The following is a 20,156-nucleotide window of genomic DNA, read 5'->3' on the forward strand; positions in this document are numbered from 1 at the left end:
GCGTTCACGGCCCAGGAGGATGGCGAGACCCGAATGCTCCATCCCCTGGCCTGTACGGAGACGCAGCGCACCGAAGTGATCGGGGCCTATGACCTCGCCGGCTATCGCGAAAGCGGCGGGCTGGACGATCTGGCCGCCTTCGCCGCCGAGCTGTGCGATACCCCCGTGGCGCTGGTCAGCCTGGTGGAAGCCGACCACCAGCAGTTTCTGGCGGCGGTCGGCTTCGACCAGCCGCAAACGGGCCGCGACACGTCCTTTTGCGCCCAGGCGATGATGGCCGCCGATCCGGTGACGGTGGTCCCCGACGCGCGCGAGGATGCGCGGTTCGCCGGTTTCTCGCTGGTGGTCGGCGCCCCCCATATCCGTTTCTATGCCGGTGCGCGGCTGCTGTCGCACGAAGGCGTGCCGCTGGGCGCGATCTGCGTCATCTCGCCCGAGCCGCGTCCGCAGGGCCTGACCGATTTTCAGCGGCGCGGGCTGGAAATACTGGCGACCGCCGTGATGGGCCGGTTGCAGGATCGCCGGGCGCAGCGCGAACATCTCCAGACGGTCGAGGAATCGGACGCGCGCATCGCCGACAGCGAGCGGCGCTTCCGCACCCTGGCCGACACCATGCCGCAAATGGTGTGGTCGACCCTGCCCGACGGCTATCACGATTATTACAATGCCCGCTGGTACGACTTCACCGGCATGCCCGACGGATCGACCGATGGCGCGGCATGGAGCGGCGTGTTCCATCCCGAGGATCAGGACCGGGCGCGGGCGCGGTGGCAGCACAGCCTGGCCACGGGCGAGCCCTATCAGATCGAATATCGGCTCCGGCACCGGGACGGTACCTATCGCTGGGTGCTGGGTCGCGCGCTGCCGATCCGCGACGCCCAGGGGCAGATCACCCGCTGGTTCGGCACCTGCACCGATATTCACGAACAGAAGCTGGCGCTCGAGGAACGCGAGATCGTCAGCCAGGAACTCAGCCACCGGATCAAGAACATCTTCGCGGTGATCTCCGGCCTGATCGGTTTCGCCGCGCGCAGCCATCCGGGCTTTGCGGGCATCGCCAGCGACCTGCGCGACCGGATCACGGCATTGGGCCGCGCGCACGACTTCGTCCGGCCGCACAGCGAACAGTCGCGCCCCCGGTCGCGGCAGGATTCGCTCCACGGCCTGCTGGACGATCTGTTCGAGCCCTATCGCGGCCGGAGCGAGACGCGCATCCGCGTGTCGGGCGACGACGTGCTGGTCGACGACCGGTCGGCGACGCCGCTGGCGCTGCTGTTCCACGAACTGGCGACCAACGCCGCCAAATATGGCGCGCTGTCGGTGATGGCGGGCATGGTCGACCTTGAGGTTCAGCGGCAGGGGGACATGGTGCAACTCTGCTGGATCGAGCGCGACGGCCCGGTGCTGGAGGCCGCGCCGGTCCATGCGGGCTTCGGATCGCAGCTGGTCGAGCTATCGGCGGTGCGCCAGTTGGGCGGCGAGGTCGAGCGGGACTGGAACCCGACCGGGCTGGTCGTCACGATCCGGGTGCCGCTGGCCTCCTTTCGCCGCCCGTAGGGGACGGGGCCCTGCCGTTGACGGCAAAAGGGCTGCCGGACCCTGGTCGCGGCAGCCCCCTGATCGTCAGACCGGCCTGGTCAGCCGACCATCCCCAGCGGGATGACCTCCTCCCGCGCCTCGGCCTGCCCGCCGGTCGCCATGGCCGCCGCCGCCAGGATCGCGCGCTCGCTGAACGGCTTGCGGATATAGCCTAGCGCCTCGACACCGGCATCGATCTGCGAAGGGTTGGCGGTGACGAAGACCACCTTCACCCCGTAATCGGCGGCGATCCGGCGCGCGATCTCGGGGCCGGTCGCGCCGTCGCGCAGGTTCACGTCGACAAAGGCGAAGGCGCAGCCGGGTGCGGTCTCCATGGCGGTGCGGCTATCTGCCGCTATGCCGGCCACTTGGTAACCGGCGTCGGTCAGGATGCGCTCCAGATCAAGAGCCACGAATATCTCGTCTTCCACGATCAGCGCGGTTCGGCTCATGTCAAAATCCCGTCACTTTCCCGCACAACAAGCTTGATCCAGATAAAGTTCCGAAATGGATACGATATTGTCGTCAGCGCCGTAACAGAAATACGGCATGCTCGGCCCGGAAGTTCGCCGCCGCCGCGCTGGTCGGACGGCCGCCCGAGAGGAACCAGCTGCCCTCCACGGTGATCCGCCGTTCGCGGACGAAGGCGCGGAAATCGTCGATCGTCACATGGTGGATGTTGGGGGTGTCATACCATTGTTCGGGCAACAGCCCCGTCACCGGCATCCGCCCGCCCCACAGCAGCGACAGCCGCACCCGCCAATGCGCGAAATTGGGGAAGGAGACGAAGGCGCGCTTGCCGATCCGCAACAGATGGTCGAGCACCTGGTCGGGCGCGCGCGCGGTCTGGAGCGTCTGGCTGAGGATCGCATAGTCGAAGCCCTTGTCGGGATAGCCCGCCAGATCGACATCGGCGTCGCCCTGCACCACCGCCAGCCCGCGCGCGACGGCGGCGGCGACATTGGCGGGATCGATCTCCAGCCCGCGCCCGTCGACCGCCACCCGGTCGCGCAGCGCCGCCATCAGCTGCCCGTCGCCGCATCCGACATCCAGCACGCGCGCGCCGCGCGCGACATGGTTCGCGATGATCGCCAGATCGGGGCGCAACGTCGTGTCGGTCATGGCTCGGCCCGCAGGAAGCCGTCGATCACCCGGTTCATCTCGGGCGCTTCGAGCAGGAAGGCGTCATGGCCATAGGGGCTGGACAGCTCGACGAAGCTCGCCGCCGCGCCCGCCGCGTTCAGCGCCTGGACCACGGCACGCGACTCGGCGGTGGGATAGAGCCAGTCGGTGTCGAAGCTGACGATGCAAAAGCGCGTCCTCGTCCCCCGGAAAGCATTGGCGAGCAGTCCGCCATGCTCCTCGGCCAGATCGAAATAGTCGAGCGCGCGGGTGATGTAGAGATAGGAATTGGCATCGAACCGATCGACGAACGCCAGCCCCTGGTGCCGCAAATAGCTTTCGACCTGGAAATCCGCATCGAAGCCGAAGCTCTTGGCCCCGTCCGGCCGGTCGGGCCGCGCCTGGAGGCGGCGCCCGAATTTCTCGGTCAGCCCCGCCTCGGACAGATAGGTGATGTGCGCCGCCATCCGCGCCACCGCCAGGCCCGCCGCGGGGGGATCGTTGGCCTCGTAATAGGCGCCGCCGCGCCATTTCGGGTCGGCCATGATCGCCTGGCGCCCGACCTCGTGAAAGGCGATATTCTGCGCCGAATGCCTGGCGGTCGAGGCGACCATGACGCAGGCGCGGACGCGGTCGGGGCAGGTCGCGGCCCAGCTGATCGCCTGCATCCCGCCCATCGACCCGCCGACCACCGCCTTCAGCTGTCCGACGCCCAGATGGTCGAGCAGCATAGCCTGCGCACGCACCATGTCGCGGATGGTGAGGACCGGGAAGCGCATCCCCCAGGGCTCGGCGGTGGAAGGGTCGATCGTCGCGGGGCCCGACGACCCCATGCAGCTGCCGATGACGTTGGAACAGATGATGAAGTGCCGCGCCGGGTCGATCGGCTTGCCCTCGCCCACCAGGCGCGTCCACCAGCCGGGCTTGCCGGTGCGGGGATGGGGCGAGGCGACATGCTGGTCGCCGGTCAGCGCATGGCAGATCAGGATCGCATTCGACCCCTCGGCATTCAGCGTGCCATAGGTTTCATAGCCGATCTCGACCGGCGATAGCAGCCCGCCGCCGTCGAGCCGCAGCGGCCCCGGCAGCACGACATGGCGCGACAGACCGAAACGCCGGTCGTCGCTGGGGGGAGAAGCGGAAACGGAAGCGGCCATGGAGCCCTCTCCGCTAGGCCGCGATGCTTGGCAACGCAAGGCCATGGCCGCTATGGCGTTCGCCATGACCGAGCTTACCGCCCCCGAACCGATCTCCTGGGTCAAGGCGATCGCGCCTTACGTCCCCGGCCGCGCGACGACCGATGACGGTCGCAAGGTCGTCAAACTGTCGTCCAACGAGAATCCGCTGGGCACCAGCGACAAGGCCCGCGCCGCCTTCGCCGCCGCCGCCAACCATCTGGAGCGTTACCCGGACGCGGGCGCGACCGCGCTGCGCCAGGCGATCGGCGAGGTCCATGGGCTCGATCCGGCGCGAATCATCTATGGCACCGGCTCGGACGAGATCCTGCATTTGGCGGCGGGCGCGTTCGCCGGACCGGGGGACGAGGTCATCCATGTCCGCTACGGCTTTGCGGTCTATGAGATCGCGACCCGGCGGGTGGGCGCGGAGCCGGTGGTGGTCGCCGACCATGACTATGCCACCGATGTCGACGCGATCCTGGCGGCGGTGACCGAAAAGACCAAGCTCGTCTTCGTCGCCAATCCCAACAATCCGACCGGCACCTATGCGGGCGCGGACGAGATCGCGCGGCTCCATGCCGGGCTGCCCCCGCATGTCCTGCTGGTGCTCGACCAGGCCTATGCCGAATATCTGGCCGAGGGCGAGGACGATGGCGGGCTCGCGCTGGCCGAGCGCGCGCCGAACGTGCTGGTCTCGCGCACCTTTTCCAAGATCCACGGCCTGGCCGCCGAGCGGATCGGCTGGGGCTATGCCGCCGCCCCGATCATCGACGCGCTGCACCGCATCCGCGCGCCGTTCAACGTGACGATCGCCGGACAGAATGCCGCGATCGAGGCGATCCGCGACCGCGCCTTCGTCGAGTCGTCGCGCGCGCACAATGCGACGTGGCTGGCCTGGTTCGAGGCGCAGATCGCGGCGCTGGGCAATGCGGGGCTGCGCTGCGTGCCGTCGCGGGCCAATTTCTCGCTAGTGCTGTTCGAAGGGCCGCTGACCGCCGAGCGCGCCTATCACGGGCTGATGGACGCCGGGTACATCGTCCGCTGGCTGCCGGGCCAGGGGCTGGGCCAGGCCCTGCGCATCACCATCGGCACCGAGGACGAGGTGAAGGGCGTCGTCGCCGCGCTACGCCGGATGGTCGAGTCCGAGGCAAAGGGGGCCTGATGCTGCCCTTTGCGCGGATCACCATCATCGGGCTCGGCCTGATCGGCTCCTCGGTCGCGCGCGCGGTGCGTGCGAATATGCCCACGGTGAGGATTACCGGCTACGACGCCGATGCAGGCGTGCGTGAGACGGCAAGGCGGATCGACCTGTGCGACGATGTCACCGACAGCGCGGGCACAGCGGTGATCGATGCCGATCTGGTGATGCTGTGCGTGCCCGTAGGTGCCATGGCGGCGGTCGCAGCCACGTTCGCTGACGATCTGCCCGCCGAGGCGATCGTCAGCGATGTCGGCGGGTCGAAGGACAGCGTGGTCGCAGCGCTGCGTTCCGTCTTGCCGGATGCGATCTTGGTACCCGGCCATCCGGTGGCAGGCACGGAGAATAGCGGCCCTGAAAGCGGTTTCGCGACGTTGTTCCGCGGCCGCTGGTGCATCCTGACTCCAGAGGAAGATTGCCCCGAAGCCCCCGTCGCCCGGCTGCGCGCCTTCTGGGAAGCATTGGGCGCGAATGTCGAGTTGATGACACCGCGCCATCACGACCTCGTCCTGGCGGTGACCAGCCATGTGCCGCACCTGATCGCCTATTCGATCGTGGGCACCGCTTCGGACTTGGAAGACGTGACGCAAGGCGAAGTCATAAAATTCTCTGCTGGCGGCTTTCGGGACTTCACGCGGATCGCCGCCTCCGATCCGACGATGTGGCGTGACGTGTTCCTCAACAATCGCGAGGCAGTGCTGGAGATCCTGCAACGCCTGACAGAGGATGTGACGATGCTCCAGCGCGCGATCCGCTGGGGCGATGGCGATACCCTGTTCGACCTGTTCAGCCGCACCCGCGCCATCCGCCGCTCGATCATCGACCAGGGCCAGGACGATGCGCGCGAGGATTTCGGGCGCAACCACGAAGGCTGACGATCCTCCCCGGCAACGGGGAGGGGGACCATGGCGATAGCCATGGTGGAGGGGGATCGCCACAGAGGACACATCTTGCGGAAGCCCCCCTCCGTCAGGGCTTACGCCCTGCCACCTCCCCGTGCCGGGGAGGATTCCAACGCATTCATCGCCGCATGGACCCGCGCCTCCGCCTCGGCGCGCGGCAGGCCCGGCGGGATCACCTCGCCGAAGCGCAGCGTCACGACCCCCGGCCGCTTCAGGCCCTTGCGCGGCCAGACCAGCCCCGAATCGGTCGCCACCGGCACCACCGGCAGGCCCAGCATCCGGTAAAGCCCCGCGAAACCGGGCTTGAGCGGCGGCGTCTCGCCGGGCTTCACCCGCGTGCCTTCGGGAAAGATCATGATCGCGCGGCCCTGCTCCACCGCCACCTTGGCGTCGCGCATCATGCCGCGCATCGCCCTGGCCGAAGCATTGCGGTCGACCACGATCGCGCCGTATTTGCGCACCGCCCAGCCCCAGATGGGGATATTGGCCAGCTCGCGCTTCAGGACCATGGCGGGCGCGCCCAGGATGCGTTGCAGCTCCATCGTCTCGAACATCGCCTGATGCTTGGCCGGATAGAGCGCCGGCGTCGTCGGCCGCGTCCCCTCCACCACCACGCGGATGCCCAGCAGATAGCGGGTGCAGACCCGGTGGAGCCGGGTCCAGCTCGTCGCCCAGTGGATCACCGCGCGCCGCCCGCTCAGCGCGATGACCGGCGACAGCAGCGCCATCACCGCCGACAGCGGATAGAAGATCGCCACGAACACGATGTTGCGAAGAAGAATCACGCGCCAATCCCCGTCCAAAGCGCGATCCGTCGCAGGATCAGCTTGTTATATTCATTGACCAGCGTGCCCAGCCGGGGCTCCGACGGCACGCCGTCGCCCAGCACCAGCACCTGTTTGCCCAGCGCCGCGGTCAGCTCCATCCGGGCGCGCGGCAGATGCCAGTCGGAGGTGACGAGCCGCACCGTGCGATAGCCATGGGCGCGCACCCAGTTCGCCGTTTCCTCGGCATTGGAGCGCGTGTCGACCGCCTCGCCCCCCAGATCGATGCAGCAGGCAAACAGCGCGGGCGAGGTGCGATAGGTGCGCGCCAGGTCGATCGGCCGCACGCCGGGCGCGACCCCGGTGACCAGCATCCGCTTGGCCTGGTGCGCCTGGAGCAGCGCGATGCCGCGATCGATGCGCCCCGGCCCGCCGGTCGGCACCACGATCGCATCGGTGGTGTTGTGCGCCAGCGGGTGCGGCAGGGTCAGCATGAAGGCCGCGAAACCCAGGCACCAGCTCAGCGCCGCCAGTCCGATCAGTCGCACCATCACAGCATCCGCCGCATCTGCGCCAGCACCGCCGCGCGCGCCGCCACCACCGCCAGCAGGACGAAGGCGAAGGGCAGCAGGACCAGCATCCCCATATCCCCCGCCCCCAGCCGCAAATTGCCGAGCAATTCAGATTCGAGCGCGCCGACCTGTCGCGCGATCAGCAGGATCGCCCCCGCCGCCGCGATGCCGCCCACGGCCGCGCCGATCCCCGCGTCCAGCGCGATCCGCCGCTGGAACAGCCGCGCGACCTGCCGATCGGTCGCGCCGAGCATGTGGATGACCTCGATCGTGCCGCGATGCGCCTCCAGCCCTGCGCGCGCGGCCAGCATGACGACCGCCGTGGTCGCCCCCAGCATCAGCAGGATGATCGCCCCGGCCAGCCAGGCGGCGGTGTCGAGCAGCCGCCCGACCGGCCCCAGCCAGGTCGCATGCGCATCGACCCGCGCCGCCGGGCTGGCCCGCGTCACCGCCGCCCCGACGCGGGCGATCGCGCCCGAATCGTCGCTGGTCAGGTCGACATCGATCAGCGCGGGCACGGGCAGCCCCGCCGCCTCGGCATCGGTGCCCAGCCAGGGTTGCAGCATCCGCGCGAGTTCGGCCTGCGGCACCGGCGTCGCGCGCGCGACATCGGGCAGCCGGCGCAGCACCGCCAGCACGCGCGCGGCGGCGGCATCGCGGCGTCCGGCCTCGCCCTCGACGATCTGCACGGTCAGCCGCCCCGCCATCTGGCGGTCGAGCGACCCCGCCGCGCGCGCCGTCGCCAGCCCCGCCGCGCCCGCCAGCAGGGTCAGGAACAGCATGATCGCGATGACCCAGCTCATGACATGCGCGCCGCCGACATCGTCCAGCGCCCGCGCCTCCGCGCCCCCGCGCCCCCGCGCCCGCGTCACAGCCCGCTCCGCACGATCGTCGAGCGGCGCGGCTCGGGCGGCGGGGGGGCGGGCTCGGGCGGAACGGTCGGGTCGACCAGCCGCCCGCGCTCCAGATGCATATGCTGCGCGTCCGGCACCCGGTCCATCAGATGCCAGTCATGCGTCGCCATCACCACCGTCGTCCCCAGCCGGTGGAGCGAGTGGAACAGATGGAGCAGCCGCTCGGCCATGACCGGATCGACATTGCCCGTCGGCTCGTCGGCGACCAGCAATTCGGGGCGCGCGATCACCGCGCGGGCGATCGCCACCCGCTGCTGCTCGCCGCCGGACAGCGTGGCGGGGCGGGCGCCCGCGCGCTCGGACAGCCCGATCCAGGCCAGCATCTCGCGCACCGCGCGCGCAATCTCCGATTCGGCCATGCCCGCGACGCGCAGGGGCAGCGCGATATTGTCGGCGGCGCTGAGATGCGCGATCAGCCGGAAGTCCTGGAACACCACCCCGATCCGCCGCCGAAAGCCGGGCAGCCGGTCGCGCGGCAGGATCACCGCATCCTCGCCGAACAGCCGGATGATGCCCCGGCTGGGGCGCTGCGACAGATAGAGGAGGCGCAGCAGCGAGGTCTTGCCCGCGCCGCTCGCGCCGGTCAGGAAATAGAATTGCCCCGGTCGCAACGCGAAGCTGACGTCGCACAGGGTTTCCTCCCCGGCGCCGTAGCGCAAGCCGACATTCTCGAACTGGACGATGTTCGCCATGCCCGCATGGCCTTGGCATGGCCCGCCGCGCGCTTCAAGTTCCACGCTTCAAGCTTGCCACGGCCATGGGCGGCGTGCTTACTGGCCTTTCATGGGGACCTGAACCGGATGGTCCCGTCCACCGACCCTTTCCATCCGTTGAAGTGCCGTTCCGCATGATCCTCGAATGCCCTGAATGCCGCACCCGCTATCTGGTGCCCGACAGCGCGATCGGGCTGGAGGGACGCACCGTGCGCTGCGCCAATTGCCGGCACAGCTGGTTCCAGTCGCCGCCCGATCCCGACGAGGTCGCCGCGCCGGAGCCGGACGTCGCGGTGGAACGCGACAGGGCCGAGGAGCCGGTCGCCGAACCGCCGCCCCCGCCGCCGCCCGTCATCGCTCCCCCGCCCGCACCGCCGATCCTGAAAGCGGACGAGCCCGAATTCGACGCCTTCGCGCACCGCCCGCCCTTTCGCGCGCGGCGCAATCCGGTGCGTCGCTGGACGATCGGCGCGGTCGCAGCGTGCCTGGCGCTGCTGGCGGCGACGGCGGCGATCCTGTGGACCGGCATGCCGGGCATCGGCGGCTGGCTGGGGTTCGGCACCACCGAATCGCCGCTGGAGCTGCGCTCCAACCCGATCGAGCGGCGCGAGCTGGAGAACGGGTCCGAACTGTTCGCCATTTCGGGACAGATCATCAACCCGTCCTCGGGCGCGCAGCGGGTTCCCGACCTGCGTGCCGAGCTGAAGGATGCGCAGGGCCGCGTCGTCTTTTCCTGGGCGATCGCGCCGCAGCAGCGGACGCTGGGCCCCGGCGCGTCGATGGACTTCAACTCGGCCAAGCTCGACGTGCCGCCCAGTTCCAAGCGGCTGGACCTGAGCTTTGCGGGCGAGGCTAACCCGGCGAACTGATTGCCGACGTGTCGGCGTGGCCTTCGACTTCGCTCCGTTCAACCTGAGCGAAGAAGGCCACGCGAAGCCCGCAACCGCCGCGCGACGATCGCGAAGCGCGATCCGTGCAGGACGGCGGCGACCAGCATCCCCGCGCCCGACGCCCAGGCGAGCGCCGGGGCGCCCCATCCGGCGTCGACCAGCCACCAGCCGACCCCGCCGGTGACGATGAAATAGGCGATGATGCTGTTGATCCCCGCCGCCACCTGGTCCCCCAGCGAGCGCAGCGCATAGACCAGCACCACCTGCATCCCGTCGAACAGGATGAAGGGCGCCCAGATCACCAGCATCGCCACCGCCACCGCTTTCGCCTCGGGCAAGGCCGGGAACAGCCCGACGACCGCGCCGGGCCAGAGCGACAGCGCCAGGCCGCACGCCCCCATGGCCAGCGCCGCCAGCCCGACCGCGACCAGCGTGCGCGGGACCGCGGCCCAGGCCGCCCCCTCGCCCACCGCATTGCCCGCGCGCACCCCCGCCGCCGATCCCAGCCCGAGCGCCAGCGCGAAGGTGACATTGTGGAGCGAGAAGACGATCTGGAAGCCATGCGCGGTCGCATCGCCCAGCCGGGTCGACAGCGCGATCAGGATGGCGAACCCCGCCAGCTCCAGCCCCGAGGCGATGGCGGGGACGAAGCCGAATCGCGCCAGTTCCACCGCCCCCGCCAGCGTGGGGGTCCAGGCGGCCCGGTCCAGCCGCCGCACGCCGCGCGCCGCACCGCGCGGCAGCGTCACCGCGCTCGCGACCATCGCGACCGCTCCCAATGCCGAGGCGATCACGGTGGCCAGCGCCGCCCCGACCGCTCCCAGCGCGGGCAGCCCCATCTCACCACCCGCCAGCCCCCAGGCGAGCAGCGCGTTGATCGGCAGGATCGACAGATTGACCATCGTCACGCGGCGCGGACGGCTGATCCCCTCCAGGAAGAAGCTGGCGGCGATCAGCACCATCTGGAACGGATAGCCCAGCGCCATGACCGTCACGACCCGCGCGCCGGGCACGACCAGCCCCGGCGCCACGCCGATCCCGCGCAGCAGCGCCGCACCGCCCAGCCCCAGGATCAGCATCGCCGCGACGCCCAGCACGACACCCAGCACCAGCCCGTCGCGCAGCGCCTGCCCGGTGGCGGGCAGGTCCCCCGCGCCATCGGCCCGCGACGCACGCACCAGCACGCCCGACAGCCAGGCCAGCCCGGTGACGATCGCGACATAGGTCAGCGACCGGCTGGCCGAGAGCGCCGCCACCTCATGCTCGCCGACCCGGCCGACGACGATCACGTCGGTGACGTGCAGGATCGTCCAGTTCAGGCTGGTCAGCATCACCGGCCAGGCCAGCGCCAGCAGGCGACGCACCTCGTCACGGTCGAGGATCGGGGCGTGGCGGGGGAAAAACGTCATGGCCCCTCCCCTATTCGCGATGAATGACGCGCGATAGCGCCGCATCCCGCCAAAAAGGCCATTGCGCAGTCCCCGGCGCTTTGCTAGGGGCACCCGCCTACCAGCCCTCCGGCTTGCCGGTGGTGACTATCGAGTGCGGTCGTGGCGGAATTGGTAGACGCGCAACGTTGAGGTCGTTGTGGCCGAAAGGCCGTGGAAGTTCGAGTCTTCTCGACCGCACCAGATTTTCCCAGGCGTCCCGATCGGTCGACGCCCTCCCCCCATCCGAAAGCTCATACGTCCCGACGCGGCTCAGCGCCGCGCGACGATCGCCGCGAGCGTGTCGATGGGCAGCGGCGAGACGAAGCGGAAGCCGAAGCGGCCGTCCTTCACCCAGCAGATCGTGCCGAAGATCGGCGTGCCCATCGGGCGCAGGATGATCTGGCCCGCCAGACCCGGCTGGACCGGATGCGCGGCGGCCAGCTTGGCGCCGCCCGCCGACACGTCGACCATCTCGGCGGCGAACTTGCGGTCGCCCAGCCGGACATCGGCGGCCAGCGTCACCGGAAAGCGCGGCGGGCGCGGGATCGTGCCGTCGGCATTCTCGGTCGAGAAGATCTGCTCATAGGGCTGGGGCGAATCGAACTGGATGCCCGCCTTCTTGCCGCGCACCCAGCGGACCGTGCCGCGCGCCGGGGCCAGCCCGCGCACCTCGACACAGATCGAGTCGCCGACCTGCGGCGGATCGACGAACCGCGCCATCAGGCCATGGGTGGAGATATTATGGACCAGGCACACGCCGGGCACGTCGCCGCACAGCTTGCCCAGGAGGAGGACGGCCGAATGCCGCTTGCCCACCCGCCGCTCGGCGGTCGCGCCCTGCTGCTGCTCGACCTGTTCCATCGTCGTCCTTTCCGCCACCTTCTCCCCCGAGGATGGCATCCCGCCCTACTACCGGAACCGGTATAAAAAATTAAGACCGGCATTTCAGGCCGAACCGCTTCGGCGCGGCGCCTTTGGCCGGGGCGTTCAGCGGCGCGCAAGCCGCCATCGGGCATCGGCGGCTTGTGGTCATGTTCAAAGCCCTGTAATTCGCGATCCGTCCCATGCCTCGCGCGTCGTCTTCCCGGTCCCCCCGGCCCCGCTCGTCCAAGCCCCGCTCTCCCTGGCGGCGCCGGATCGTCGTAACCCTGCAGATCCTGATCGGCCTGGCCGTGCTGGCGGTCGGCGCGCTGGCGATCGCGGTGTTCGTCGCGAAGTCGCAACTGCCCAGCTTCGACGAACTGAAGTCGTCGCCCAACGGCCAGATGATCCGCGTCCATGCCGCCGACGGCACGGTGATCGTGTCGCTCGGGCCGAGCTATGGCGAATGGCTGCCCTATGACCGGATTCCCGAGGTCATGCGCGACGCGACGATCGCAGTCGAGGATCGCCGTTTCCGCCAGCATCCCGGCGTCGATCCGATCGGCATCGCCCGCTCGGTCGAGGTCCGGCTGGAAAAGGGTCGCTGGAAACAGGGCGGCTCGACCATCACCCAGCAGATCACGCGCACCATCTTCCTGAACAACCAGAAGAAGTTCGGCCGCAAGGTCCGCGAGGCGATCCTGGCGCTGGCGATGGAGCTGAAATTCTCGAAGGACCAGATCCTCGAGCTGTATCTGAACAAGGTCTATTATGGCGGCGGCGCCTATGGCATCGACGCGGCCAGCCGGAAATTCTTCGGGCATGGCGCGGACCATCTGAGCCTGTCCGAGGCGGCGGTGATCGCCGGGCTGGTCAAGGCGCCCTCCAACTATTCGCCGACCGCCGATGCCGCCGCTGCGGTGGGCCGCGCGGGCGTGGTGATCGACCAGATGAAGCGCAACGGCTTCATCACCGCCGACCAGGCGGCGAATGCCGACCCGCAGACGCTGAAGCTGGCACCCGAGCCCAGGCAGAATTCGGTGCGCTACTTCACCGACTGGGCACTGCCCCAGCTCGACATGCTGATCGACGAGCAGACCGCGCCGCTCGACGTGTGGACCACGCTCGACCTTAACATGCAGCGGGCGGCCGACGCGGCGATCCGCGCCAATGCGCCCGAGGGGACTCAGGGCGCGCTGGTCAGCCTGGACCGCGACGGCGCGGTGCGCGCGATGGTGGGGGGCAAGGATTATGTCTCCACCAACTATAACCGCGCGGTGACGGCGGTCCGCCAGCCGGGTTCGGCGTTCAAGCTGTTCGTCTATCTCGCCGCGCTGGAGGCGGGTCACAAGCCCGAGGACCAGGTGGTCGACGAACCCGTCACCATCGACGGCTGGTCCCCACGCAACGATTCGCGGCGCAATTCGGGCAGCGTCAGCCTGCGCACCGCCTTCGCCTATTCGCTTAACACCGTCGCGGCGAAGCTGGGCCAGGAAGTGGGCTTCCAGACGGTCGCCGACATGGCGCGCCGCTTCGGCATCACCACCCCGGTCAACACCCACCCCTCGATGGTGCTCGGCACTTCGGAAGTGCGGGTGATCGACATGACCAGCGCCTTTGCCAGCATCGCGAACAAGGGGGTGAAGGTGACGCCCTATGGCATCACCAAGGTCGTGGCGAACGGCCAGATCATCTATACCCATGAGGTCGACCGCAGCCATGTGCTGGTCGCCCCCTATATCGCCGCCGAGATGACCGACCTGCTCCAGACCACGGTCAACACCGGCACCGGCCGCGCCGCGCAGATCGGGCGGCCGGTCGCGGGCAAGACGGGCACGACGACCAGCCTGAAGGACGGCTGGTTCCTGGGCTTCTCCAGCGGGATCACCACCGGCGTGTGGATGGGCCGCGACAATGCCAAGCCGGTGGCGGGCCTGCATGGCGGCGCCGCGCCCGCCAAGGCCTTTGCCGACTATATGAAGGTCGCGGTCGCCGACCGCCCGATCGAGCAGTTCGACACCCAGGTCACCCTGCCCGAATGGCAGCTGGAGCCCGACGAGGAGAGCTATTTCGGCCAGCCCGACAATGGCACGGCCGGGGTCGATGCCGACGGCAACCCGCTGCCCGCCCCCGTTCCGGGCGAGTCGCAGCCGGGTGACGAGACGATGGAGATCCCGACCCGTCGCGATCCCGCCACGCCGCCGCAGCCGCTCCAGCAACCCGTGCCCGGCACGACCACGCCGCAGGCGCCCGCACCGGTGGTGCCGCAGCAGCGGCTGGATCAGGCGTGGATCGACCGGGTGACCGGACGGGGCGGCGCAGGCGCAGCGCGCGATCCCCGCGCCGCCGCCCCCCCGCCGCGTCCGTCAGCGCGCGACCGTCAGGACCGTCAGGACGACCGGCCGTACCAGTGAAGCCCCGCGCCATGCTGCCGCAGCCAGGCGGTGGCGGGCGCGGGATCGGCCCCCAGCAGCTCGGCGACCAGCGCGTGGAAGGCGGGGGCGTGGTTCATATGGACCCGGTGCGCGACCTCATGCGCCACCGTCGCGCGGCGGACAAAGGCCGGGGCCAGGATCAGCCGCCAGCTATAGCGGATCGCCCCCGACGAGGCGCAGCTGCCCCAGCGCGCCTTGGGATCGGCGACGCTGACCCGCGATACCGCGACGCCCGCGGTGCGTGCGATCTCCGCCGTCTCGCGCGACAGGGTTTCCAGCGCCTGCCGTTTCAGCCAGGTCTCGACCCGGCGGTTCAGCGTCTCGATCGGGCCGGAGGCGGACAGGCGATCATGCTCGCACTGGATCACCCGGCGGCTGCCAGGCTCCCAGACCAATGTCAGCACCGTGTCGCCGAACGGGATCAGCGCGCCGGGGACGAAGGGGCGCGGTTCGGGCAGGCGCGCGCGCTGGTCGGCAATCCAGTCCTTCTTCTCCTCGGCCCAGGCCAGCGCGGTCTTCAGCGGCGCGCGCTTGGGCACCACCAGCCGCGCGGTCCCGGTGGCGGGATCGACGCTCAGCCGGATGCGCTTGGCAGTCGGGTGACGCACCACCTCGTCGATCACAATTCCCGCTCCACGATATGATTCTCGAAATCGCCCGCATCGTCCTCGCTGATCGTCCAGCCGCGGACCGATTGCCCGGCGCGGTGCACCGCCTCGCGGTCGCCGCAGACCAGATAATGCCATTCGGGCAGCGCCTCGCCCGCCGCGCGCAGGCGATAGGCGCAGGTCGAGGGCAGCCAGTCGATCGAGCGGACATTGCCCATGGTCAGCCGCACGCACTCGCTGACAAAGGCGCGGCGGTGGCGATAGTTGGAGCATTGCCCGCTGCGCCGGTCGAGCAGGCGGCAGGCGACATTGGTCGGCACCAGCTCGCCCGTCTCCTCATCCTCCAGCTTGTGGATGCAGCATTTGCCGCACCCGTCGCACAGCGCCTCCCACTGGGCGCGGTCGAGGCTTTCGATCGGCTTTTCCCAGAAACGCTCCATCAGCGCACCCACTGGTCGAGCGTGGCGGCGACCGCCTGCGGCCCCTGGTCCGACGGCAGCAGCGCCATCGGCTTGCCGTCCGGGTCCATCAGATAGGCCTGGTTGCTGTGGTTGACGAGATAGCCGCCGCCCGGCGACGGCGCGCCCTTCTGCGCCCAGACGGCATAGGCCTTGCGCGCCGCATCGACCTGCGCCGGGGTGCCGGTCAGCCCGACGAAGCGCGGGTGGAAGGTGGTGGCGAAGCGGCCGACGATGGCGGGCGTGTCGCGCTCGGGATCGACCGTGACGAAGATCGGCACGATCTTCGCGGCCTTGGCGGGCGCACTCGCCTCCAGCGCCTTCAGCCCGGCGCCCAGCACCTGCATGTCGGTCGGGCAGACATCGGGGCAGAAGGTATAGCCGAAATAGACGATGCGGTAGCGCCCGGCAAAGTCGCGATCGGTGACGGTCTTGCCGGTGGCATCGACCAGCCGGAACGGGCCGCCGACCCGCGCCCCCGCCAGCGGGGGTTGCGCCTGGGGATCGGACGCGCCGCACCCGGCCAGCGCGACCGCCAGCGGAACCAGCAGGGACAGATATAATCGGGTCATGACGCCGACAGCCTTGCTGTGATAAATCGCCGGTTGCAAGCCATGCTCCATTGCTCAGGATCGATCCCCATGTCCCTTCGCCCCCTGCTCGCCGCCGCGCTTCTGGGCGCCATCGCCACGCCGGTCGCGGCGCAGATGATGCAGTCGGAAAGCTACAAGTTTCTCCAGGCGGTGCGCGAGGCCAAGGGCAATGACGTCACCAACATGCTCGACCGTCCGGGCGCCAGCATCATCAACACCCGCGACGTGACCAGCGGCGAGGGCGCGCTGCACATCGTCATCAAGCGCGGCGACGAGACGTATCTGCGCTTCCTGCTGCAAAAGGGCGCCGATCCGAACCTGCGCGACGGGCGCGGCAACACGCCGCTGCTGCTGGCGGTGGCGGGGGGACAGCCCGAGATGATACGCATCCTGACCGCGGCCAAGGCCAATCCCAACCTGCCCAATGCGGCGGGCGAGACCCCGCTGATCCGCGCGGTGCAGCGCCACGACATGGCGATGGTGCGCGAGTTGATGAATGCGGGCGCCGATCCCGACCAGCCCGACAATATCGCCGGCCTGTCGGCGCGCGATTACGCGACGCAGGACAGCCGCAACGTCGCGATCGCCAAGCTGTTCGCCGAAACCCCCAAAAAGGCGCGCGCGGCGGTGGCCGGGCCGAAACTCTAAGCACTGGGCACGAATCCTCCCCTGCAAGGGGAGGGGGACCATGCGGAGCATGGTGGAGGGGTGTCCCCGGCGGCGGTCGTCGACCAACCTCTCCCACCGGGACACCCCTCCGTCAGGCCTTCGGCCTGCCACCTCCCCTTGCAGGGGAGGAAAATCATGAGCGACCCCTAGATCAGCCCCAGCTCGACCAGCTTGCCGACCAGCACCGGCGGCATCGTCTCGATCCCCGTCGCGGCCCCGCTCAGGTCGGGCGGGGCATCCCCCGCCTCCAGATAGCGCCAGCCCTGATGCGCGCGGCGCGGCAGCGCCTGGACCAGCACCAGCGCGGGGTCGATATGGATGGCGCAGCGCCCGCCCTCCGCCTCGCCGAACGACAGGATCGGCGAGCGCGCGACCAGCTGGTGCTTCAGGATCCAGAACAGCGAGCCCTGCCCCGCCACCTCCTCGTGCCGCTTGGGCAGATAGCGGGTGGTGAGGAAGACCGGCCCGTCCTGCGCCCGCATCGCCAGTCGTTCGGCCAGGTGATCGATACTGGCCGCCCCGAACGCGACCTTGGTCAGATGAAGCGCCATGTCGGGGGCCCATGTGGGGGCGCGCGGGCGGCATGGCTAGGGCGGAGAGCCCCGAATTGCGCCGCGTCATCCATGGGCGAAGTCGCTGATCGCAAAAGCCCTTCCTGCTTTCGATACTGACTTGCAATAACAGACCGCCACTCCTAGGACGCGCCGCATAACAGGGAGTCCCCGAATGCCGTTCTTGATGACGCTGGTCGCCAATGCTGCCGCCATGGCCGCACCCTTGCCGTCCACCGTGCCGGTGGCGACCGATCCCCAGACCCCGCGCGACGATATCGTGGTCACCGGCCAGCGGACCGAGGGCTCCGACGACTATACGATCGGGGGCCAGACGACCGCGACGCGCATCCCGCTGACGCTGCGTGAGACGCCGCAGTCGGTGAGCATCGTCACCCGCCAGCAGATCCAGGATTTCCAGCTCAACGACGTCAACCAGCTGCTGACGACGGTGCCGGGCATCAACGTCCAGGCGAACGAGACCGACCGCGTCTATTATTCGGCGCGCGGCTTCGACATCCAGACCTTCCAGATCGACGGCATCGGCATTCCCTTCGCCTTCGGAATCCAGACCGGGTCGATCGACACCGCCATTTACGATCATATCGAGGTGGTGCGCGGCGCGCCCGGCCTGTTGTCGCCGACGGGCAATCCCTCGGCCGTCATCAACTTCGTCCGCAAGCGCCCGACCAAGGACCTGCAGGCGAGCGCCAGCGCGCAATATGGCTCGTTCAACAGCCTGCGCCTGGATGCGGATGTCAGCACCCCGCTGACCAGGGACGGCCATGTCCGCGCCCGCGTCGTGGGCGTCCTTTCCGATGCCGACAGCTATCTCGACCGCTACAGCCTGCGCCGCTGGACCGGGTATGGCGTGGTCGAGGCCGATCTGGGCCCCGACACGGTGCTGAGCGGCGGCTATGGCCATCAGGATCACCAGAGCCACGGCGCGATGTGGGGCGCACTGCCGCTGACCTATACCGACGGCACGCGTATCGACATGCCGCGATCGACCAATGTCGCGCCCGAATGGGCGGGCTGGAACGTGATCGACCGGCAGATCTTCGGCGACCTGACCCATCATTTCGACAATGGCTGGGTCGCGCGGATCAGCGCGGTGCGCCGCGCGACCAGCGAGGCGGACGAGCTGTTCTACGTCTATGGCAATCCGGTGCGCGGCGCGACCAACGGCATCGCCCCCGACCCCGCCAATCCCGGCCAGTTCCTGGGCATCAAAAGCTATCCCGGCGCCTTCCGCGCGCAGACGCGCAACCTGACCGTGGAGGCCTATGCCACCGGTCCCTTCTCGCTGTTCGGGCGCGAGCATCAGCTGATGTTCGGCGTCAACCGCAGCGCGCAGGATTACAAGCAGCAATCCTCTTACGACTATTCGCAGGTCGACCTGACCCTGCCCTTCCCGGATCTGTTCCAGGGGGCCTTCCCCAAGGTCAATTTCCCGACGACCTTCTCGACCGACTATGCGTCGAGCCAGAATACCCAGACCCGGCGCGAAACCGCCTATGGCCTGGTCCGCTTCAGCCTGGCCGATCCGTTGAAGCTGATGCTGGGCGGCAACGTCACCCATGCGCGCAGCGTCGGCTTTTCCTACGGCGTCGACACCAATTTCGATAATACGCGCTTCTCGCCCTTCGCGGGCGTCACCTATGACCTGAACCGCGCGCTCAGCCTCTATGCGAGCTATACGACGATCTTCAATCCGCAGGACGCGATCGGTCAGGACGGGCGCATCCTGGCCCCCATCAGCGGCAAGAATATCGAGGCGGGGATCAAGGGCGACTGGTTCGGCGGACGGCTGAACGCCAGCGCCGCGATCTTCCGCGTCCATCAGAACAACACCGCCGAGAGCATCGGCTTCTTCAACGGCCGCACCCTCTATCGCGGGGTGAACGCCCGGTCGGAGGGGATCGAGTTGGAGATCGGCGGTCGCCTGGCCGAAGGAATGCAGGTGACCGGCGGCTATACGCTGATGCGGATCGAGGATCAGAAGGGCGATCCCGCGCGGCTGTTCGTGCCGCGCAACACCGGGCGGCTGAACATCGTCTATGCCCCGCCCGCCCTGCCCGCGCTGAAGCTGGGTATGTCGACCCAGTATCAGAGCGTGATCTATACCCAGACCCGCTCGGTACGACAGGACGGCTATGCGCTGGTCGACCTGATGGCGAAATACAACATCACGCCGCGCGTCGCGGTGTCGGCGAATCTGCGCAACCTGACCAACGCGAAATATCTGACCGCGCTGACCTTCGACGGCGGCTATTATGGCGCGCCCCGCTCGATCCTGGGGACGATCAGCGTCCGGTATTGAGGCCGCCCCATTCCTCCCCTGCAAGGGGAAGTGTTCACCCCGGACTCTGCAGGCGTTTTCTGGCGAGGAATATGTCGAGGGTGACCTCGAGCATGTTTTGGGTCTTGGAGGCGCGCTTGGTTCGGCGGTTGAAGCGGGCCAGCATGTCGCGGAACGAGGCGTTTGACGATTCGATCAGATGCGTCTGCGCCTTGGTCTGCTGGTGGGGTTCGGGAGCGCCGATCCGCTGGAAGGCGAGGTGGTAGCAGGAGTTGGCGTCGGTGAAGATGGCGCTGATCTGACCGACGGCGGCCTTGGCCAGCGGGAGTGTCAGGAATTTCGTGTGCGGGCGGGCATAACGGGAAAGAAGGAGCCCGATATGTCCCGACGCAAAGAGCCTGCGATACCGAATGAGCTT

The 20,156-nt window shown here is 68.9% G+C and carries 21 protein-coding genes and 1 tRNA gene; 8 read left to right on the forward strand and 14 right to left on the reverse strand.

Annotated features, from left to right (window positions below):
* Positions 1 to 33 precede the first annotated feature (33 nt).
* Positions 34 to 1,557, forward strand: a complete 1,524-nt coding sequence (locus ABIC44_RS12195; RefSeq protein ID WP_354295687.1) for a sensor histidine kinase — start codon at positions 34 to 36, stop codon at positions 1,555 to 1,557.
* Between the two features lie 80 nt (positions 1,558 to 1,637).
* Here the strand turns inward: ABIC44_RS12195 and ABIC44_RS12200 are convergent, their stop codons facing one another.
* The 3 genes from ABIC44_RS12200 to metX form a co-directional block, all read right to left on the reverse strand.
* Entirely contained in the window at positions 1,638 to 2,030 is a 393-nt protein-coding gene (locus ABIC44_RS12200) for a response regulator (RefSeq protein ID WP_309691094.1), read from the reverse strand.
* A gap of 73 nt (positions 2,031 to 2,103) precedes the next feature.
* Entirely contained in the window at positions 2,104 to 2,700 is a 597-nt protein-coding gene (gene metW / locus ABIC44_RS12205) for a methionine biosynthesis protein MetW (RefSeq protein ID WP_354295689.1), read from the reverse strand.
* Positions 2,697 to 3,857, reverse strand: a complete 1,161-nt coding sequence (gene metX, locus ABIC44_RS12210; protein WP_307101615.1) for a homoserine O-acetyltransferase MetX — start codon at positions 3,855 to 3,857, stop codon at positions 2,697 to 2,699. Before metX ends, metW begins: the two co-directional genes overlap by 4 nt.
* A gap of 64 nt (positions 3,858 to 3,921) precedes the next feature.
* Here metX and hisC point away from each other — a divergent pair, with 64 nt between their 5' ends.
* On the forward strand, positions 3,922 to 5,040 hold the full coding sequence (gene hisC / locus ABIC44_RS12215; RefSeq protein WP_354295691.1) for a histidinol-phosphate transaminase: 1,119 nt from the start codon (positions 3,922 to 3,924) through the stop codon (positions 5,038 to 5,040).
* Positions 5,040 to 5,951, forward strand: coding sequence for a prephenate/arogenate dehydrogenase family protein (locus ABIC44_RS12220; protein ID WP_354295693.1), 912 nt, complete (start codon positions 5,040 to 5,042; stop codon positions 5,949 to 5,951). The genes hisC and ABIC44_RS12220 overlap by 1 nt, the downstream gene beginning before the upstream one ends.
* Before the next feature lie 101 nt (positions 5,952 to 6,052).
* Here the strand turns inward: ABIC44_RS12220 and ABIC44_RS12225 are convergent, their stop codons facing one another.
* The 4 genes from ABIC44_RS12225 to ftsE are packed head-to-tail and all read right to left on the reverse strand — an operon-like array spanning position 6,053 to position 8,920.
* The gene (locus tag ABIC44_RS12225; RefSeq protein WP_354295694.1) at positions 6,053 to 6,763 is read right to left on the reverse strand and encodes a lysophospholipid acyltransferase family protein; all 711 of its coding nucleotides are present in this window, start codon (positions 6,761 to 6,763) and stop codon (positions 6,053 to 6,055) included.
* Positions 6,760 to 7,296, reverse strand: a complete 537-nt coding sequence (locus ABIC44_RS12230) for a YdcF family protein (protein ID WP_307101622.1) — start codon at positions 7,294 to 7,296, stop codon at positions 6,760 to 6,762. The genes ABIC44_RS12225 and ABIC44_RS12230 overlap by 4 nt, the downstream gene beginning before the upstream one ends.
* The gene (locus ABIC44_RS12235; protein WP_354295696.1) at positions 7,293 to 8,186 is read right to left on the reverse strand and encodes a cell division protein FtsX; all 894 of its coding nucleotides are present in this window, start codon (positions 8,184 to 8,186) and stop codon (positions 7,293 to 7,295) included. Before ABIC44_RS12235 ends, ABIC44_RS12230 begins: the two co-directional genes overlap by 4 nt.
* A complete protein-coding gene (gene ftsE / locus ABIC44_RS12240; protein ID WP_309691113.1) occupies positions 8,183 to 8,920 on the reverse strand; it encodes a cell division ATP-binding protein FtsE in 738 nt (245 codons plus the stop codon). The genes ABIC44_RS12235 and ftsE overlap by 4 nt, the downstream gene beginning before the upstream one ends.
* 155 nt (positions 8,921 to 9,075) lie before the next feature.
* Here ftsE and ABIC44_RS12245 point away from each other — a divergent pair, with 155 nt between their 5' ends.
* Positions 9,076 to 9,810 carry an MJ0042-type zinc finger domain-containing protein gene (locus ABIC44_RS12245; RefSeq protein ID WP_307101628.1) on the forward strand — a complete coding sequence of 245 codons (735 nt, stop codon included), beginning with the start codon at positions 9,076 to 9,078 and terminating at the stop codon, positions 9,808 to 9,810.
* A gap of 38 nt (positions 9,811 to 9,848) precedes the next feature.
* On the opposite strand, the gene ABIC44_RS12250 is transcribed toward ABIC44_RS12245, so the two are convergent.
* Positions 9,849 to 11,240 (reverse strand): MATE family efflux transporter, encoded by a 1,392-nt coding sequence (locus ABIC44_RS12250; protein WP_354295698.1) that lies wholly within the window; start codon positions 11,238 to 11,240, stop codon positions 9,849 to 9,851.
* A gap of 135 nt (positions 11,241 to 11,375) precedes the next feature.
* Between ABIC44_RS12250 and ABIC44_RS12255 the strand changes: the two genes are divergently transcribed.
* Positions 11,376 to 11,462, forward strand: a tRNA-Leu gene (locus ABIC44_RS12255).
* A 69-nt stretch (positions 11,463 to 11,531) separates the two neighbouring features.
* Here the strand turns inward: ABIC44_RS12255 and ABIC44_RS12260 are convergent.
* A complete protein-coding gene (locus ABIC44_RS12260) occupies positions 11,532 to 12,122 on the reverse strand; it encodes a PilZ domain-containing protein (RefSeq protein WP_354295700.1) in 591 nt (196 codons plus the stop codon).
* 203 nt (positions 12,123 to 12,325) lie between these two features.
* Between ABIC44_RS12260 and ABIC44_RS12265 the strand changes: the two genes are divergently transcribed.
* A complete protein-coding gene (locus ABIC44_RS12265; RefSeq protein ID WP_354295706.1) occupies positions 12,326 to 14,536 on the forward strand; it encodes a transglycosylase domain-containing protein in 2,211 nt (736 codons plus the stop codon).
* Here the strand turns inward: ABIC44_RS12265 and ABIC44_RS12270 are convergent.
* The 3 genes from ABIC44_RS12270 to ABIC44_RS12280 are packed head-to-tail and all read right to left on the reverse strand — an operon-like array spanning position 14,512 to position 16,195.
* The gene (locus ABIC44_RS12270) at positions 14,512 to 15,180 is read right to left on the reverse strand and encodes a M48 family metallopeptidase (RefSeq protein WP_309700147.1); all 669 of its coding nucleotides are present in this window, start codon (positions 15,178 to 15,180) and stop codon (positions 14,512 to 14,514) included. The two genes, ABIC44_RS12265 and ABIC44_RS12270, sit on opposite strands and share 25 nt — an antisense overlap.
* Positions 15,177 to 15,605 carry a YcgN family cysteine cluster protein gene (locus ABIC44_RS12275; RefSeq protein WP_309691131.1) on the reverse strand — a complete coding sequence of 143 codons (429 nt, stop codon included), beginning with the start codon at positions 15,603 to 15,605 and terminating at the stop codon, positions 15,177 to 15,179. The genes ABIC44_RS12270 and ABIC44_RS12275 overlap by 4 nt, the downstream gene beginning before the upstream one ends.
* A complete protein-coding gene (locus tag ABIC44_RS12280) occupies positions 15,605 to 16,195 on the reverse strand; it encodes an SCO family protein (protein WP_354295707.1) in 591 nt (196 codons plus the stop codon). Before ABIC44_RS12280 ends, ABIC44_RS12275 begins: the two co-directional genes overlap by 1 nt.
* A gap of 69 nt (positions 16,196 to 16,264) precedes the next feature.
* Here ABIC44_RS12280 and ABIC44_RS12285 point away from each other — a divergent pair, with 69 nt between their 5' ends.
* Entirely contained in the window at positions 16,265 to 16,864 is a 600-nt protein-coding gene (locus ABIC44_RS12285; RefSeq protein ID WP_307101643.1) for an ankyrin repeat domain-containing protein, read from the forward strand.
* A 167-nt stretch (positions 16,865 to 17,031) separates the two neighbouring features.
* Here the strand turns inward: ABIC44_RS12285 and ABIC44_RS12290 are convergent, their stop codons facing one another.
* Complete coding sequence (locus ABIC44_RS12290; protein WP_309691140.1) at positions 17,032 to 17,436, reverse strand: DUF1489 family protein; 405 nt, start codon at positions 17,434 to 17,436, stop codon at positions 17,032 to 17,034.
* Between the two features lie 175 nt (positions 17,437 to 17,611).
* Here ABIC44_RS12290 and ABIC44_RS12295 point away from each other — a divergent pair, with 175 nt between their 5' ends.
* Positions 17,612 to 19,759: a TonB-dependent siderophore receptor gene (locus ABIC44_RS12295; protein WP_354295710.1), complete on the forward strand. Its 2,148-nt coding sequence runs from the start codon at positions 17,612 to 17,614 to the stop codon at positions 19,757 to 19,759.
* Between the two features lie 34 nt (positions 19,760 to 19,793).
* On the opposite strand, the gene ABIC44_RS12300 is transcribed toward ABIC44_RS12295, so the two are convergent.
* Positions 19,794 to 20,156: hypothetical protein (locus ABIC44_RS12300; protein ID WP_354295712.1), on the reverse strand; the 363-nt coding region annotated here is incomplete at its 5' end.

The organism is Sphingomonas sp. 1185 (assembly GCF_040544655.1).
Lineage (GTDB): Bacteria > Pseudomonadota > Alphaproteobacteria > Sphingomonadales > Sphingomonadaceae > Sphingomonas.

Coding starts and splice junctions, on each gene's coding strand:
- metX (WP_307101615.1), bottom strand. CDS start 3,857: ATGGCCGCTTCCGTTTCCGCTTCTCCCCCCAGCGACGACCGGCGTTTC.
- ABIC44_RS12200 (WP_309691094.1), bottom strand. CDS start 2,030: ATGAGCCGAACCGCGCTGATCGTGGAAGACGAGATATTCGTGGCTCTT.
- ABIC44_RS12195 (WP_354295687.1), top strand. CDS start 34: ATGCTCCATCCCCTGGCCTGTACGGAGACGCAGCGCACCGAAGTGATC.
- ABIC44_RS12285 (WP_307101643.1), top strand. CDS start 16,265: ATGTCCCTTCGCCCCCTGCTCGCCGCCGCGCTTCTGGGCGCCATCGCC.
- hisC (WP_354295691.1), top strand. CDS start 3,922: ATGACCGAGCTTACCGCCCCCGAACCGATCTCCTGGGTCAAGGCGATC.
- ABIC44_RS12220 (WP_354295693.1), top strand. CDS start 5,040: ATGCTGCCCTTTGCGCGGATCACCATCATCGGGCTCGGCCTGATCGGC.
- ftsE (WP_309691113.1), bottom strand. CDS start 8,920: ATGGCGAACATCGTCCAGTTCGAGAATGTCGGCTTGCGCTACGGCGCC.
- ABIC44_RS12250 (WP_354295698.1), bottom strand. CDS start 11,240: ATGACGTTTTTCCCCCGCCACGCCCCGATCCTCGACCGTGACGAGGTG.
- ABIC44_RS12260 (WP_354295700.1), bottom strand. CDS start 12,122: ATGGAACAGGTCGAGCAGCAGCAGGGCGCGACCGCCGAGCGGCGGGTG.
- ABIC44_RS12280 (WP_354295707.1), bottom strand. CDS start 16,195: ATGACCCGATTATATCTGTCCCTGCTGGTTCCGCTGGCGGTCGCGCTG.
- ABIC44_RS12275 (WP_309691131.1), bottom strand. CDS start 15,605: ATGGAGCGTTTCTGGGAAAAGCCGATCGAAAGCCTCGACCGCGCCCAG.
- ABIC44_RS12245 (WP_307101628.1), top strand. CDS start 9,076: ATGATCCTCGAATGCCCTGAATGCCGCACCCGCTATCTGGTGCCCGAC.
- ABIC44_RS12295 (WP_354295710.1), top strand. CDS start 17,612: ATGCCGTTCTTGATGACGCTGGTCGCCAATGCTGCCGCCATGGCCGCA.
- ABIC44_RS12290 (WP_309691140.1), bottom strand. CDS start 17,436: ATGGCGCTTCATCTGACCAAGGTCGCGTTCGGGGCGGCCAGTATCGAT.
- ABIC44_RS12265 (WP_354295706.1), top strand. CDS start 12,326: ATGCCTCGCGCGTCGTCTTCCCGGTCCCCCCGGCCCCGCTCGTCCAAG.
- metW (WP_354295689.1), bottom strand. CDS start 2,700: ATGACCGACACGACGTTGCGCCCCGATCTGGCGATCATCGCGAACCAT.